13 protein-coding genes are annotated in these 16,931 nt (G+C 47.4%); all 13 read left to right on the forward strand.

What is annotated here, in order from left to right; translation table 11 throughout:
- The first annotated feature begins 1 nt into the window (after position 1).
- The 13 genes from KI610_RS09395 to KI610_RS09455 all read left to right on the forward strand — a co-directional run bounded on the left by KI610_RS09395 (position 2) and on the right by KI610_RS09455 (position 16,889).
- The gene (locus tag KI610_RS09395; protein ID WP_226498382.1) at positions 2–1,330 is read left to right on the forward strand and encodes an aminotransferase class I/II-fold pyridoxal phosphate-dependent enzyme; all 1,329 of its coding nucleotides are present in this window, start codon (positions 2–4) and stop codon (positions 1,328–1,330) included.
- A gap of 118 nt (positions 1,331–1,448) precedes the next feature.
- Positions 1,449–2,555, forward strand: coding sequence for a hypothetical protein (locus KI610_RS09400; protein WP_226498383.1), 1,107 nt, complete (start codon positions 1,449–1,451; stop codon positions 2,553–2,555).
- A 3-nt stretch (positions 2,556–2,558) separates the two neighbouring features.
- Positions 2,559–3,341, forward strand: a complete 783-nt coding sequence (locus tag KI610_RS09405; RefSeq protein WP_226498384.1) for an ABC transporter permease — start codon at positions 2,559–2,561, stop codon at positions 3,339–3,341.
- Positions 3,342–3,373: 32 nt separating this feature from the next.
- The gene (locus KI610_RS09410) at positions 3,374–3,991 is read left to right on the forward strand and encodes an ABC transporter ATP-binding protein (RefSeq protein WP_319004222.1); all 618 of its coding nucleotides are present in this window, start codon (positions 3,374–3,376) and stop codon (positions 3,989–3,991) included.
- The gene (locus KI610_RS09415) at positions 3,991–5,286 is read left to right on the forward strand and encodes a glycosyltransferase family 4 protein (RefSeq protein WP_226498385.1); all 1,296 of its coding nucleotides are present in this window, start codon (positions 3,991–3,993) and stop codon (positions 5,284–5,286) included. The genes KI610_RS09410 and KI610_RS09415 overlap by 1 nt, the downstream gene beginning before the upstream one ends.
- Positions 5,286–7,853: an FkbM family methyltransferase gene (locus KI610_RS09420; RefSeq protein WP_226498386.1), complete on the forward strand. Its 2,568-nt coding sequence runs from the start codon at positions 5,286–5,288 to the stop codon at positions 7,851–7,853. Before KI610_RS09415 ends, KI610_RS09420 begins: the two co-directional genes overlap by 1 nt.
- Before the next feature lie 20 nt (positions 7,854–7,873).
- On the forward strand, positions 7,874–10,078 hold the full coding sequence (locus KI610_RS09425; protein ID WP_226498387.1) for a glycosyltransferase: 2,205 nt from the start codon (positions 7,874–7,876) through the stop codon (positions 10,076–10,078).
- Between the two features lie 167 nt (positions 10,079–10,245).
- Positions 10,246–11,538, forward strand: coding sequence for a class I SAM-dependent methyltransferase (locus KI610_RS09430; RefSeq protein ID WP_226498388.1), 1,293 nt, complete (start codon positions 10,246–10,248; stop codon positions 11,536–11,538).
- Positions 11,539–11,863: 325 nt separating this feature from the next.
- Positions 11,864–12,589 carry a hypothetical protein gene (locus tag KI610_RS09435; RefSeq protein ID WP_226498389.1) on the forward strand — a complete coding sequence of 242 codons (726 nt, stop codon included), beginning with the start codon at positions 11,864–11,866 and terminating at the stop codon, positions 12,587–12,589.
- Positions 12,590–12,774: 185 nt separating this feature from the next.
- Entirely contained in the window at positions 12,775–13,809 is a 1,035-nt protein-coding gene (gmd, locus tag KI610_RS09440) for a GDP-mannose 4,6-dehydratase (protein WP_226498390.1), read from the forward strand.
- Between the two features lie 247 nt (positions 13,810–14,056).
- On the forward strand, positions 14,057–14,947 hold the full coding sequence (locus KI610_RS09445; protein ID WP_226498391.1) for an NAD-dependent epimerase/dehydratase family protein: 891 nt from the start codon (positions 14,057–14,059) through the stop codon (positions 14,945–14,947).
- Positions 14,944–15,519, forward strand: a complete 576-nt coding sequence (locus KI610_RS09450) for a hypothetical protein (protein ID WP_226498392.1) — start codon at positions 14,944–14,946, stop codon at positions 15,517–15,519. The genes KI610_RS09445 and KI610_RS09450 overlap by 4 nt, the downstream gene beginning before the upstream one ends.
- Positions 15,519–16,889, forward strand: a complete 1,371-nt coding sequence (locus KI610_RS09455) for a glycosyltransferase family 4 protein (protein ID WP_226498393.1) — start codon at positions 15,519–15,521, stop codon at positions 16,887–16,889. The genes KI610_RS09450 and KI610_RS09455 overlap by 1 nt, the downstream gene beginning before the upstream one ends.
- Positions 16,890–16,931: the final 42 nt, after the last annotated feature.

The raw sequence follows: 16,931 nt of genomic DNA on the forward strand, positions 1-16,931 counted from the left end.
CATGAGTAAACAAAACTTCGGACTCGTCGGGAATGCCAAGGAACAGTTGGTCAAGCGATTTTTGGCCCGGCGCGACAGCCAACCAGATGCCGCGGCAACATTGCTACGGTCAACCGGAAATTTTGCCCAAATTCCCGATAAATTTTGTCGTTTCGACAAATTTCCCGGTTACGAGAAGGTTGCACTTCCACAGGCCGCTGCACGTAAGTTGGGTATAGAAAACCCCTACTTCAAAACCCACGAAGGCGTAGCGGGTGCCACGACAATAATCGGCGGCAAGAGCTATATCAATTTTTCCAGTTATAACTATCTCGGACTATCCGGTGATCCGCGAGTCAATCAGGCCGCCAAGGACGCAATCGACCGCTACGGCACCTCAGCCTCCGCCAGTCGTCTGGTCGCTGGCGAGCGCCCCATCCAGCGCGAGCTGGAAGAAACCATTGCCGATCTCTATGAAGTTGAGGATTGCGTCGTTTTCGTCAGCGGCCATGCTACCAATGTCACGACGATCTCGACCCTGTTTGGCCCGAAGGACCTGATCGTCCACGACAGCCTGATTCATAACAGCGTCTTCGAAGGCATCAGACTTTCCGGTGCAACCCGCCGGGCGTTTAATCACAACAATCCGGAATCGCTGGAAAGCATTCTGACTGAGTTACGCGGCAACTTCGAACGCACCTTGATCGTAATCGAAGGCCTCTACAGCATGGATGGCGATATCCCTGACCTGCCGCATTTTGTCGATATCAAGAATCGCTATAAAGCGTTTCTGATGGTGGACGAGGCTCATTCGCTCGGTGTTCTTGGTGAAACGGGGCGGGGAATACGTGAGCACTTTGGTTTGCCTGGCAGTGCAGTCGATATCTGGATGGGGACCTTGAGCAAGGCGTTTGCTGGCTGTGGTGGGTACATTGCAGGGGAAAAAGCGCTCGTTGAATATCTCAAATATGCTGCTCCCGGGTTTGTGTACAGCGTCGGCATTGCCCCTCACATGGCTGCTGCATCGCTTGCCTCCATACGCATCATGTTGGATGAACCTGAGCGTGTCGCCGGTATACGTGCCCGGGGTGCGTATTTTCTGGAACAAGCTGCCAGGAAAGGGGTTGATATAGGTCTGTCACAAGGCTACGCAATCATTCCTGCGATCATCGGCAGTTCGCTAAAGGCCACCAAGCTCTCGCAGTACATGTTCGAGCAGGGAGTCAATGTCCAGCCGATCATTCATCCGGCTGTGGAGGAACGTGCTGCGCGCTTGCGTTTCTTTATTAGTTATATGCATAGCAATGCGCAAATTGATACTGCGCTCGCTGCATTTTGTTTGCAGCAATAATGTTTCGCTATTTTTATTCGTTTTCAAGCACTTCTGTTTTATAGATGCTAAATGGTCATCGGATATGACAAAGCTTGGTATGTTTTTGCCTTCTTCCTCGGAATAACTACGAAAGAGCATGAAATTGAAATATGTAACCACGCTGTTTCAGAACAAGCTGCTGCTGGTCACCACGATTATCCCGACAGCGTTGGCAATTCTATATTTTGGGTTGATCGCATCGGATGTATATATCTCCGAGTCCCGTTTCGTCGTACGCAGCCCCGAGCGGCAATCAACCTCACCCTTGGGCCTTATTTTGAAGGGGGCCGGCTTCTCTAAGGCGCAGGACGATTCATACACGGTTCAGGACTACGTGTTGTCTCGGGATGCCCTGAAGGCGCTTAACGATGAGCTCAAGATCAAGGATGCATATTCCTCATCCAGTATCGATTTATTCAGCCGCTTCGCAGGTACGGATTGGGATGACAGCCTGGAGGCCTTTCATCAGTACTACCAGAAAAAGGTCAATGTCCAACTTGACTCAACCTCCTCCATCACTACCTTGACTGTTCGGGCCTTTACTGCTGAAGGAGCACAAAGCATCAATCAGCGCTTGGTCGAGCTGGCTGAAAGCCTTGTCAATAAGCTGAACGAGCGGGGACGTCAGGACATGGTCCGCTTCGCCGCTGATGAAGTAACAGATGCCCAGGTCAAGGCTAAAGCAGCTGCACTCGCCTTATCTCAGTATCGAAGCGCCAAAGGTGTAATCGACCCGGAAAAGCAATCAACCATCCCGCTGCAACAAGTAGCGAAGTTGCAGGACGAATTGATTGCGACCAAAACGCAAGTCATGCAACTCGAGAAACTCGCCAAAGACAATCCTCAACTCCCTGTTTTGCGTCAGCGAGTTGGGCTTCTTGAAGCGGAGATTGAAGCAGAAACCAAGCGAGTTACAGGCGGTGAACGCTCCCTTGCCGGCAAGGCAGCAGAGTTCCAGCGGCTCGCGTTGGAAAAGGAGTTTTCCGACAAAATGTTGGCCAGCGCGATGAGTACCCTTGAACTGGCCAAGAACGACGCCCAGCGAAAGCAGCTTTATCTTGAGCGTATTGTCACGCCAAATATACCGGATCAGGCCATGGAGCCACGCCGCTTGCGGGGCATCATTTCTACACTGGCGGTTGGTTTGGTTATGTTTGCCGTGTTGACAATGCTTTTTGCCGGTATGCGGGAACATCTCGATTAAGGTATGAACGAGACACTTAAGGCGTTTCGCGTTCAGTGCCGGGTGGTCGGCGCGTTGCTGCTACGGGAGGTTATTACCCGCTACGGCCGGCACAACATTGGTTTCATGTGGCTGTTTGCCGAACCGATGCTTTTCACCATCGGCATCACCATTCTCTGGTCACTGGCGGATATGCACCATAACTCGCCTATCCCGATAGTCGCCTTTGCGATTACCGGGTATTCGTCGGTGCTTCTCTGGCGCAATATGCCCGCTCGAACAGTGCATGCAATTGAGCCCAATTTGTCCCTTATGTACCACCGCAATGTAAAAGTGATCGATATCTTCCTGTCTCGGTTGTTGCTCGAGGCGCTTGGGGCATCCATCTCCTTCCTGACGTTGGCGGCTGTTGCAACCGCCATGGGATGGATGAATATGCCCCATGACGTGCTGAAGATTCTGATTGGGTGGTTTATGCTTATCTGGTTTGGTTTCTCGCTTGCCATATTTTTAGGTGCGTTGTCGTGCCGTAGTGAATTAATCGAAAAATTCTGGCATCCCGCTGCTTATCTCATGTTTCCGCTATCCGGGGCTGCCTATATGGTCGACTGGTTGCCGACCGCAGCCCAAAACGCAGTGCTGTGGTTGCCCATGGTCCATGGCGTCGAATACCTTCGAGAAGGCTATTTCGGGGATGCTGTCAAGACGCATCACGACCTTGGCTACATGGCTGCGTGCTGCCTAACTCTGACGGTACTCGGTTTGGCACAAGAGCGTGTTGCCAGCCGTCTGGTGACGCCGGAATGATCGAGGTTTGCAATCTGACCAAGGTGTACCCCATGCGTGGGGGGCACAATACTGTCCTCGATAACCTCAATTTCAGGATACAACCCGGGGAGAAAATTGGCATTCTCGGTCGCAATGGGGCCGGTAAGTCCACGCTGATCCGAATCCTGAGTGGCGCCGAACGGCCTACATCCGGCAGTATCAAGCGCGGCATGAGTCTTTCCTGGCCGCTGGCATTTGGCGGTGCCTTTCAGGGCAGCCTGACTGGCTTGGACAACCTCAAGTTCATCTGCCGGATTTACGGGGTGACACACGAAGACAAAGTCCCCTATGTGCAGGAGTTTTCCGAACTCGGAAAATACCTGCGGGAGCCGGTCAAAACCTATTCGTCCGGCATGCGTGCCCGTCTGGCCTTTGCCATTTCGATGGCGGTTGAATTTGACTGCTTTTTGATCGATGAAATTATTTCAGTAGGCGACGCGCGCTTTCACGCCAAGTGTCAGCACGAGCTATTTGAAAAGCGCAGTGACCGCGGCTTCATCATCGTTTCGCACGAAACCCACAACATTCGCGAGCACTGTACGAAAGCCTATGTGTTGCATCAAGGCAAGTTGCATGAGTTTTCCGATATCGATAGTGCCTACGCCTGGTATCAAAAGGCAACGAACTAATGCTCCTTGCGTGGCTGGAAAGCCTGAAAAAACTACCTCATATTCCGGCTGTGATCGAGCGCCATTCGGTAGCCAAGGCACGAAACGCCATCCAGCCAGTCAGGGGTGGCTCAAACCCGTCCGAATCGACTCTATGGGTTGATATATCCGTCATCAGCCGGCGGGATGCCGGCAGCGGAATCCAACGCGTTGTTCGCGCACTGCTCGCGGAACTGCAGGTCTCGTCGATAGCCGGTTGGCGCATCCAGCCGGTGGCGGCGACACCTCGGCAGCCCTATCGTGCCGTTCCCTGGCAGATTCCTACGGTCAACCTGGAAAAATGCCCAAAAATTGAACCACAGGCCGGCGATGTTTTTTTGGGTCTCGATCTCTCGGCGCACATTATTCCCCGCCACCAAAAACAGATGGCAGCATGGAAGTCTCGCGGGCTAAAACTCGCTTTTGTGATCTACGACCTTCTACCGTTGCAATTCCCCCAGTGGTTCTCAGCCAAACTGGTTCGTGCCTTTCGCCGTTGGATCAAATCCGTTGCCATTCTGGCAGACCAGGTCTTCTGCATTTCGCCGCCCGTCAAACAGGATTTCGAAAACCTCATGCAAAGCCGATATGGCCTGCAACCGGGAGCCATTCCGGCCAATGTTTTTCCGATGGGGGCTGATATCAAGGCGAGTAAGCCCAGTGCCGGGCTGCCAGAGGGCTTTTCTGGCACGTTGAACTTGATTATGCAAGGCAAGGCCGCGCTGATGGTCGGCACCGTTGAACCGCGCAAGGGCTACGGGGAAATGCTCAATGCCTTCGAACATCTCTGGGCCAAGGGCCGCTCCCATAAGCTCGTTATTGTCGGCAGACCCGGCTGGATGACGGATGGTCTGCAACGCAGAATCACGGCAAACCCGTATCTCAACGACCGGCTCTTCTGGTTTGATAATGCCAGTGACGAAGCGCTGAATGCGCTCTACGAAAATTGCACGGGCGTTATTGCCGCCTCATTTGCCGAAGGTTACGGCCTGCCGCTACTGGAGGCGCTTGGCCAAGGCAAATCGGTACTCGCACGCGATTTGGCCGTTTTTCGTCAATTTCACACACCATTGGTCAGCTACTTCGCAGCAGATGCCAATACTGAAACCATTGGCGCAGCTGTCGAACTTTGGTTCGACGATGCCAACAAGCTTGGCAAGCTTGAGCGGAGCGTCGAGCGAATTCTACTTCCCACCTGGCGAGCCAGTTTGAACAGCCTGCTCGGCCAGTTGTTGCCTGATTCCTATTCGGCTGAACGGTATGGAGAGTTTGCATAATGGGCATCATTTCTTACGCACAGAACTTTGAAGATGTGATTCTTTGGCGCGCGCTTGGGCATGTCGAGAAAGGTAACTACATCGATATTGGGGCTCAGGATCCAATAGTCGATTCCGTAAGCAAAGCCTTCTATGAACAGGGATGGCGTGGCATCCATGTCGAGCCAACAGCTGAATTCGCAAATCGCTTAAGAGCCGATCGCTCTGATGAGATTGTGGTTCAGGCACTTGTCGCAGAAAGGCCGGGCGTTCTTCAATTTTATGAAATCCCTGGTGGCGGGTTGTCCACGGCGTGTAAGGATATAGCTGAAGAGCATCTACATAGCTTGGGTTGTAAAGTAGTGGAAACCTTGGTTACTTCGGTGACACTGGATGATCTACTCGCTCTTGCTCCTGGAGAAGACATTCATTGGCTAAAAATAGACGTAGAGGGGTTTGAGAGAGAAGTACTTGCCGGTTGGGAATTGTCGCCACGTCATCCTTGGGTTGTCGTTGTTGAAGCAACATACCCAAATTCGCCGATTGAGACATTTGAGAAGTGGGAATATCTGTTACTAAAGCGTGCCTACAGGCTTGTCTACCGCGATGGCCTTAACAGGTATTACCTAAGTGAAAAGCATCTGGATCTATTGCCGCATTTTGATCGACCGCCGAATGTCTTTGACGGCTTTCAGCTGAGTGGTTCCGCAACATCACATACTAGTCGCATTGTGATGGCTAATAATAGAGAGCTGGCGGAATTGAATCACCAAAAACTCGCAGTCGAGTGCCAGTTGGAAAATACTCGTGTACGAGCTTCAGCCCAGCAAACAGAGTCATCCAAACGTGAGCGTGCGCTATTGGTACTAGCCACCCGTACCTTAGAAAGAGCACGCTCAGAGAGTCAATCACAGTGGATGGAGCTGATTGATCGTGAGCGCGCCTTTGCAAAAGACTTAGCAACAGTACGAAATGAAGCGCATTTGGCGATGGAGGCACAAAGTCGACAACAAGCGGATCAGGAGCGGCAATTGCAAGCCGAGTTGGCGGCAATTCGGAAGGCAAAGGAGCTAGTTGAGGCAGATTTGTTGGATCGTGAGCGCGCCTTTGCAAAAGACTTAGCAACAGCACGAAATGAAGCGCATTTGGCGATGGAGGCACAAAGTCGACAACAAGCAGATCAAGAGCGGCAATTGCAAGCCGAGTTGGCCGCAGCCCGGAAGGCAAAAGAGCTAGTTGAGGCAGATTTGTTGGATCGTGAGCGCGCCTTTGCAAAAGACTTAGCAACAGCACGAAATGAAGCGCATTTGGCGATGGAGGCACAAAGTCGACAACAAGCAGATCAGGAGCGGCAATTGCAAGCCGAGTTGGCCGCAGTTCGGAAGGCAAAAGAGCTAGTTGACGCAGATTTGTTGCATCGTGAGCGTACATTAACGAAACAGCTTTGTAATGCTCAGATCGACTTAAATTTGAAGTCAATACAGTTATCTCGGCTGAGACTTAAGTTAATGTTTGCTCGTTCGGCTATCACAAATATGCGTCGAAGTAGATGGTGGCGTTTAACGCATATCTTTGGCGATAAGGAGCCTTTTTGTAATCAGTGCTCAGCAGAGAAATTGGTTTTGCCAACAGGAGGGGGAGGGCGGTTTGATATGTCAAGGGAATCACAAAGCAATATTAAAACCGATTTGAAAACAGGTGAAGTGAGAGCAGTAGAATGGCATAAGAAAAAGTATGGAAATTCCATATTTCAAAATACTAAATCTGAAATAACAATGGATGGTGGCAAGGTGATGCAGAGAATTTATCATATAAATGGATTGGCTCTTCTTGATGGAGAAGAATTCGTTACGGCATTGTATCAATTGTTGCTAAAGCGTGATCCGGATAATACTGGAATGCAATATTATCTTGGTCGTCTAAGCAACGGATGCCGTAAGTCTCAATTGATTTGGCAACTCTCCAAGTCAAATGAGTTTACTTCAGACATTGAAGATATACCAGGTCTGAAATTAATAATACAACATGAAAAAAGACGAGCTTACTGGATATTTGGAATATATTATTCCATCGCTGATTTTTTTGCTGCAAGCCGTCGATTGGAGTATCAATTGGTGAGACTTGCGTCGTTAAATACCGGCTTGCAAACACGAGTTCCTATTGGCTTTGTTGATTCAGTGTCGCGGAGGAACCTTTCTGAGGATAATGATGTTTATAAAGATAATCGTATCCAAAGTCTATTTTCTAGTTTTGATCAGATCAGTATGCAGGTCGACGAAATATACTTGAGTTCAAAAATGCGAGCGCCTTGGAGTATTGAGAGTATCATGAAACTAGAAGGTGAAGAGTTCGTGAAGGCTTCGTATATTGCAATATTGGCAAGAGAGGCCGATCAGCATGGTCTTGAATATTTTTATAATAATATTAAGCGGGGTGATAGTAAGGTTTCTGTTTTAAAGCATTTGGTTAATACTGATGAAGCAAAAAAACTACCAAATCGACAGCGTGTTTTGGAAGAGAGACTTGATTTAGTCATAGCAGCGCTAGATGGTGTTCAGGCCAGTATAGTTGCAACGCACGGCAAATAAACTATATGGTTTTATAAAAAATGAAAATTTCACTTGTTATTAGTACTTATAACCGTCTTCATACATTGCCGCAGGCTCTTGATGCTGTGCAGAGGTTGCGATATCCAGACTTAGAAGTAATTGTCGTGGACGGCCCCAGCACGGACGGTACAATGGATTATCTCAAGAAGAATTGGCAAGGCAAACTTAAAATTCTCCAGTGTCCTGAAGCTAATCTTTCCATGTCTCGCAATATCGGCATTCTCGCTGCGCAGGGCGAAATAGTTGCATTTACTGATGATGATGGAATTCCAGAGCCCGATTGGCTTGATAAAATTGCGCCAGCATATGATGATGTGGGTGTTGGGGCGGTCGGAGGATTTGTTAGAAACCATACTGGAGTTGAGTTTCAAACAAAGTATATTATATCTAAGCGGGATGGTAATTCGGATGTGTTGATTGATGATCATTCACTGGTTCCAAAAGTGAAACCGGGATCGCATAAGTTTCCCGGCATGATTGGTGTAAATTCTACGTTTCGTCGAAATGCACTTTTGGAAATTGGTGGGTTTGATCTTGAATATGAATATTTTTTGGATGAAACTGATGTCGTGGCTCGGCTAGTTGATGCCGGCTATTTGATATTAATTGTTGAAGATGCTGAAGTTCACCATAAATATGCTAGAAGCCATATCAGGTCCGAGAAAGGCCTCCCTCGAACTTGGTTGCCAATCGCCCGGAGTACGGCATATTTTTGCATAAGAAATAACGCGGGATACAATTCGCTATTAAGCGTTTTTGAATATATAGATAGAAGTAAACATAATTTTATTAATAATACTAATTGGGCATTAACTACCGGTGGTCTAACTGCAGATGAAGCAAATGACTTGAAGCTCTCAATTTATAAGGGGTTGGAGGAGGGGGTAAGGGATGCTTTTGCGCATCCGTGGAGGAAGCTTATTTGCCAAAATTCTGTTGAGCAATTTGCGCAGCCGTGGTTGCCGTTTCGTCGATTAATGCCTGCGCAGATGAGGCAATTGAAAATCGCATTTGTTACTGATTTATATCCCCCTCGGCCGTGCGGTGGTATTGCTGTATTCATGCATCAACTCGCTAAGCACCTTGCTGCTATCGGGCATGAAATAACAGTAATTACCTTTGGAGAACCAGATCGCCCTCATACTGTTGATATGGAGGATGGAGTTTGGGTTCATCGATTGGCCGCATGTTCTTTTGATAGAGTATCTAGTGAAGTACCGTTTATGCCAGAAAGTAGTTTGGCCATGTCGGAACAGGTACTTGCTGAAATCGATCGCGTTCAGATACATCGAAATGTTGAATGGGTTATCGGAACCATTTGGGATTTGCATATCGCTGCGGTTATTGCTTCTAAGCGCTATCGTGTTGGTATGTATCTTGTCACTAGCTACGGATTGATGCTTGAGAGTAAACCTGAATGGAAATCGAATTCCCATTATTTTGAAAATCATATCCAAAAGATGATCGAAGCCGAACATTGGGCGCTTGATGAAGTTGACCTAGTTTTAGCTAGTACTCGTGCGATACACCGTGATGTGGAAAATTTCTACGATGTAACTCTAAATAAGGCAAAAACTGTCATTCAACCGTTTGGAATTAAAGCGCCAGATCTAGCGTTGCTTGATGATCGAGGCATTAAATCGCGAGTCCAAATCCTTTTTGTCGGTCGCTTTGAGGTTCGGAAGGGTATTATTGAGTTACTTGAGATTATACCTGGATTGCTGAAGAGGAATAGAAATATTGAGTTTAAACTTGTGGGAGATAATACGATTCCAAGTTTTATTGGGCTATCATATTGGGATGAGTTCTCGAATAAGTATTCTAGTGAGGCGTGGTTTGATAGGGTTGAAGTTACTGGGATTATCGATGATGAAAGTCTTGAGAAAGCCTATGCGGACTGTGATGTATTTGTAGCGCCTAGCCGCTATGAGAGCTTTGGTCTTATTTATGTTGAGGCTATGCGCTACAAAAAGCCTTGTATTGGCTGCGATGTGGGGGGGGTTCCAGAGGTGGTTATTAATGGTAAATCCGGAATTCTTGTTTCGGTTAATGATCCAGAGGCTATCTCGAATGCAGTACAACTATTGGTTGATGATCCGATTTTACGCGAAAAATATGGTAATGCAGGTTATCAGCGTTATAATGATAATTTCACTATTGATGCATTTGCAAAAGGGTTTGCTAAGAGTATATTAGCAGTTTGACTGTGTAGTGGAGTATTTTTATTTTCATAACGGTTATCAAAATATTGGGTATGGCGGATATATTTTATTTTGTAGTGTATTGGAGTTAATCTGGTGTTTGCTTTTATTAAACTTAACTTCGCTGTAAGCGTATATAAACTACGATTAATAACCTACAATATTTCTCTATGAATAATTTTATTAAATATTTAACTTGCCCGGTTCATAAGGTTCCGCTGGATATTATCGCTCACTCACGCACATCTGATGGTGTAATTAAGCATGGCGCCCTTGCCTGTAAGGTTTGCGGGGATATTGTCGGAGCTATTAAGTTTGGAAAAGTTGACTTCCTTCGGTTTTCTGAAGCTAAATTATTAAACCTAGAGGAGGAAGTAGTCTCTCCCCCTTTTCAGTATAAACGTGTTCCGTGGAGTGACCCTGCGATCAAATACGAAGGCTTTGTATTTGATCCATATACAACTGACACGGAACGAATAGAGAGGGGGTGTCAAAGAAGGAGTAGCGAATCAGGTGTGTCATCAATTGAAATTGTCACTGACGCAACGGATTTGTCGCTTAGATTTCTTTCCAGCCCCTGGGGAGGAGCTGTTGGGATCGAAGTTAATGGCATCCATAAGGTTGATTGCGATTTATACTGTGAATTAGATCCTGCAGTTATTGCGATCCCTGTATTCACTAACTGTTCAGGGATTAAGGTAATCCGAATTACTGCTGGTGATGCGCATAATGCGGCACGCGGTGATGAAATACTGTTTTTTGGATTTGATGCATGCTTCTTAAGTGAAGGTAAAGGTAATTTCGAGCAGATCAACAGAGGTAACCATTATCCGGCTGCTTTTTCGTGGTGTTTGGATCACTTGTGCCAGGACGCGCTTGTTTTGGATTGCAGTTCGGGGGACCGAAAGTTCGGAGATCCTAGGGTCTTATCTTGTGAGTATATGGATTTTGCCGCCCCGGATGTTTATTGTGATGGTCATGATTTGCCGTTTGCCAATGATACATTTGACGTTGTATTCAGCCAAGCTGTAATGGAGCACATGAAGGATCCTTTTAGGGCTGCGAAGGAAATTGCTCGTATTACTAAGCCTGGAGGACTGGTGTATATAGAGTCAGCTTTCCTTCAACCGCTACACGGGGTTCCGTATCATTTTTTCAATACAACTCCTTGGGGTGTTGAGGCTATCTTCGCAGATGCGGGAGTTGCGGTCTCCGTGTCAGAGTGGTTTGGGCATTTATCGTTTAGCGTGCCATGGATATTACGTTCCTGTGGCGGTGGTGGACTTTCTATCCATGAGGCGGATACTCTTAAAAATATATTACAGAAGATAGAAAATAACACATCTTATGATCAGCTTCGTGCTGGTGCAGCCGCTGTAGCCTATTGGGGAATTAAGAGCGGTTCAATAAGTGTTTGGAGTGACTATTTGAAATTGGATAGCAGGCCTAGTTATCGATATTGAGGCACCAAAGTCCATAATTACTCAGTGCACGTTCGTTCGGGTATTGTTTTTAAAGCTGCAAAAATTGCCTATTGAAGTGTGCTTTGCTTGGCCAATGGAAGGGGGAGTTGTTTCTATATATTGGATATCAAGGCTTATTTATGGAGATTGCTAATTTTATGTAGAACGGAAAGTGAGATTTCCTCTGTGCTATAGGCGCTCCAAGATTAGGGTATGCTATGGTTTTCAATATTTTAGGCCATATATGTTCGTTGAGTGTCGGATTGCGGTTTTTATACAACTACATTTTAATATATTTTGCTATCCATTACCTTAGAAGATGTCATTGATTGATTCAAACCGAAAGTGTCTTTTTATCGCTAGCGAAGTTCGCTCAGGTTCAACATACGTAGCTGAGTCTCTGGCATATGAGCTAGCTAATAATTTTGGGTACTTCATGTGGCCCCTCGCAGAAGAGCTTTTTTCGTTCCTCGACGAAAGCTCTTCACCAGGTGATGTCATCGAGACGTGGCGTACCTTATACCTTGACCCCTCTTCAGGCTTTGCGCCGGCTAAAATAATGTGTAAGGCTCTCTCTGTAATACACAGGTTGGCAAGTTGTAACCAAGATGTCAAACGGGCTTTCTTCGGCGAGAATGCATATTGGCTCGTGATTAGACGCCGTGATCGTATAAAGCAGGCTGTTAGTCTTGCTATAGCGATTAAGGCCGGAACTTATCATTATTACGGTAATCCAGACGAGTCACCTGATAATTGTGTTGTCGTTAGCAATGCAGAGATTAATTCCGCTCTGCAAATGATCAGCCTATCTGATATTTACCTACAAGTTTTTGCGTCTACCATTTCTGAGTCGCGGATTGTCAATTGTTTTTATGAGGATTTTATGGCTGATGAGGTTGAATGGCTAAACCGAGTGCATGCGATGTGCAATTTTCAACTTATCGAGCCAGGAGAATACATCAATCAGGCCAAGTTGAAATCGACGGCTATAAAATCTAAGCAATTGGCTTATGCTGAATATTCACAGTGGCTTCTGCAGAACTACGTCTAGTGCTGGGGACTGCTTGGTTCTTATTTTATTAATCAAAAAATTCTACAAGTGCCACTTCCATTATGCTTTGCAAATTCTTTGGATAAACTTTTTGCAATCATGAAATAACGGTTTTGGTTGCTGCATTTTTTAATTTTTATTTAATTACTACCCAACCTAACTTTTAATGAATTACTGGATGGCTTATGAGAACCGCAATTATTACTGGAGTTACTGGTCAAGATGGTGCTTATCTTGCAGCATTGCTGCTTCAGAAAGGCTATAAGGTTTTTGGTACTTATCGTCGTACCGCATCTACTAATTTTTGGCGGATTCGTGAATTGGGAATTGATAATCATGCGAATTTGAATTTGGTTGAGTATGACTTGACGGATTTAGGAGCAAGTATTCGTTTGCTTGAAAATACCCAGGCTACTGAAGTTTATAATCTTGCGGCCCAAAGTTTTGTCGCTGTTTCATTTGATCAGCCAATGACTACGGCACATATTACGGGGTTAGGTCCCCTTCATCTGCTTGAGGCGATTCGTGTCGTGAATCGGAAAATTCGTTTTTATCAGGCTAGCACCTCGGAAATGTTCGGAAAGGTGCAAGCCATACCTCAGACTGAGAGTACTCCGTTCTATCCCCGTAGTCCTTATGGTGTCGCAAAGCTTTACGCACATTGGATGACCGTAAATTACCGAGAGTCTTACGATATTTTTGGTTGTAGCGGTATTTTATTTAATCATGAGTCTCCTTTACGGGGATTGGAGTTTGTGACTCGCAAGATTACTGATTCATTTGCTAAGATCAGACTTGGTAAACTGGATGTTCTAGAGTTAGGTAACCTCGACGCAAAAAGAGATTGGGGCTATGCCGAGGAGTACGTCGAAGGAATGTGGCGCATGTTGCAAGCTGCTCAGCCAGATACGTATGTGTTGGCGACTAATCGGACTGAGACAGTGCGTGATTTTGTCAGTATGGCCGCTAAGGCAGCTGGTTTCGAGTTGTCGTTCAATGGTATGGCTGAGGATGAGGTGGGGGTTGATATCAAATCTGGAAAGACCTTAATCAAGGTCAATCCAAGGTTCTATCGCCCAGCCGAAGTTGAGTTGCTTATTGGCGATCCCGAAAAGGCAAAAAGAGAATTGGGTTGGAAGCCCAAAGTGACGCTTGAGCAAATGTGTCAAATTATGCTTGAGGCGGATCTTTATCGTAATCAAAACGGAGGATCCTATTGATGAAGAAATGTGCAGCATATTCGGGACAGATAATTTTTTATCGTTAGCCGAAAATCGCAGATTAGGCAATTAATGCGTGGCTTATATAGGAACTTGGTTGCGGCTGTGTATCTGTGTTTAGTTGGTGGTATTCATCACGTCTAATTCATAGATGTGGTTGCATCTCGGTGTCTCCGAACCCAGATTGAATATGCCGATTGATCCTTTCCTATGTCTATCTGCGTTGCCTGCCTTATGAGGATTGTTCATGAAAGTATTGATTACCGGTGCCAATGGCTTTACTGGCATGTTTCTGGCCCGAGAATACAAGCTATTGGGCGCAGAGGTGGTTGGTCTAGTGCAACGGTCGCATCCGGAGGTTGAGGCCGACTCGGTTTTTGAGGCAAATTTGCTGGATAGGGTTCGTTTGCTTTCGGTGATACAGGCTGTCCGTCCGGACTATGTTGTTCATCTGGCGGCGATTTCCTTTGTTGCACATGGTAACGTGGATGAAATTTACCGGACGAACGTGGTTGGCACGCGCAATCTTTTGCAGGCTCTACTCGATGCTGATGTGAAGGCGAAAGGGGTGTTGCTGGCGAGTACTGCCAATATCTATGGGAACGCATCTGTCGAGGTTATCGATGAGTCGGTATCTCCTTCTCCGGCAAATGACTATGCTGTTAGCAAGTTGGCCATGGAGTATGTTGCGCGTTTGTATGCGGATCGTTTGCCGATCATAGTGACTCGGCCTTTCAATTACACGGGGGTTGGGCAGGCAGATAACTTCCTGTTGCCGAAGATTGTTGATCATTTTCGTCGGCGTGCTTCGGTTATCGAATTGGGCAATCTTGATGTGGCGCGCGATTTCTCGGATGTGCGCATGGTGGCAAACTGCTATCGCCGGTTGCTCGAGACACAGGGCGCAGTCGGCAGTATTTTCAATACTTGTAGCGGCCGGGCCCATTCGCTGATGGATGTCTTGCGGATGGCCGAGAAAATAACCGGGCATTCGATGGAGGTTCGTGTCAATCCTGCCTTTGTGCGGGCCAATGAGGTTCATGTGCTGCGTGGTTCAAGAGTCAGACTGGAAGCAGCTATTGGTTCTGTGGCTGATTATCCGCTGGAAGAGACTCTGCGCTGGATGTTGGAGGCTTGACCTTGGTTGTTGGGATTTCGACATTGTTTGAAACGCGTCTGGCCGATGACGCTAATGGTCTTTGGTTGCTTGAAGACGAGGCGTTTGTCGATGCAGTTTTGAACATTTTGGTCGAAAGCCCCGTGACCGCTGATAAGCGGACACAATTTGTCTTGCTACTCCGTAGTGGATTTTCGAAGCACCACGTTTTGGCTGAGATTGCCGATCAGTCTAAAGAGTACTTTCGCGCTGGCAGGTTGCCGGGCATCAATAGGCGTTTGGGTCAATATCGCTTGGTATGCAGGCCTGTTGTCGGGAGCGTGATTCGATGGTTATTGGGCTTGCCTAGCGACTCCCCCTCGGAACGGCGTTTGCGAATTATTGAAAATCAGCTTTATTTGCTGGCAAAAACGACCTTTGAGCGAGTTGGGGGGGCGCATTTTCCATTTGCGCCCTGGGGCGGCATTCATCGGTTGGGGATGCTTCAGGAACTGATTGAAATCGAAGGCCAGATGGAGCCTTCGGTGAAGGCATCTTATGTGGCCTTGCTTGAGGGCTCCAGTCCGGATTTGCCTAGCGATTTGGAGTCTTGATGAGACTTCTGATCGATGTGCAGGGAGCTCAGAACGACAGCCGGTTTCGTGGTATTGGGCGCTATGTGAATGCCTTGCTGGCCCATTTGATTGCGACAAAAGTGGATGGCGATGAGATTGTGCTGTTACTGAACGGCCAACTTATCGACGGTGAAAAAGAGGTTAAAGCAACATACTCCGGGTTGGTCGAGGCAGAAAACTTCAAGGTCTGGTATCCGCTTGCACCGGCCTCATGGGGATCTGCGCGAAATATTGCTCGCCGGCTTACTTCGCAGGTGATCCGAGAATGGGCTATTCGTCAGGTCTCACCGGATTGCCTGCTGATTTCCAGTTTGTTTGAGGGCTGTGGGGATGATGTGGTTACATCGATTCCTTCATGTGATATGCCACCCACGGCGGTTGTGTTTTATGACTTGATTCCGTTTCTCTACCCTGAGCAATATCTTGCGAACTCTTCGCTTCGTGGCTGGTATGCGGAAAAATTGCAGCATCTTAAGTGCGCTGATTTGTTGTTGGCGATTTCGCAGGCATCGCGTCGGGATGCTATGGAATATCTTGGTGTGTCTGAAGAGCAAGTAGCCAATATTTCATCAGGTATTGATGTCGAGATGTTTGGCAGGGAAAGCGCACCTTGGGAAGATACCGTCAAGAAATATGGGGTTCCTGAGCGTTATCTTCTTTATGTTGGTGCGGCGGATCCAAGAAAAAACCTTGGCGCTTTTTTGCAGGCTTTTGGCAGCCTGCCATCTTCGGAGATTGGTGATGTGTCTGTCGTCATTGTCGGACGCATCACGAATGGGCAAAGAAAAGCGCTCGGGAAAATTGCATCGGCGCTTCCTCGTGGCAGTAGGCAGCTTATCTTTGCCGGGCACGTAAGCGACGACGCGTTGATTGCGTTTTACCGCCATGCTTTGGCTTTGGTATTTCCTTCGCTCCATGAGGGATTCGGGTTGCCTCTCCTGGAGGCTATGGCGGCTGGGTGTCCGGTCATTGCGTCAAATTGCTCGGCGTTTCCTGAGGTTGTTGGCGTGCAGGAGGCTTTGTTCGATCCCATGTCACTTCAGTCAATGTCCGAACTGATTCGTAAAGTGATTCTGGACAAGGAATACCGAAATTGGTTGATTGCTGAGCAGAGCGGGCGCGTGGGGCTTTTTTCTTGGGGTGGCGTGGCTGAGAGGGCTTGGTCTGCCATGCGTCATCTAGTGGCTAATGGGCGAAGAAGGTCCCTTGGTAGTAAGAGCACTGGACGTACAGCGTTGATTAATGAGGTTGCGACTCAACTTCGGCTGGTCGGGGCACCGGTAAAATATTTCGTGCAGGCTGCCAAATCGATTGAGATGACGATAGCTGGCGTTCAAGGAAGCAAATAGCTAGAAATTCTCTGAACAAAATTTAGCTTCGGTCGCATTCGT

Origin of the sequence: Ferribacterium limneticum, assembly GCF_020510565.1 — a bacterium.
In the GTDB taxonomy this organism is placed as follows: Bacteria; Pseudomonadota; Gammaproteobacteria; order Burkholderiales; family Rhodocyclaceae; genus Azonexus; species Azonexus limneticus_B.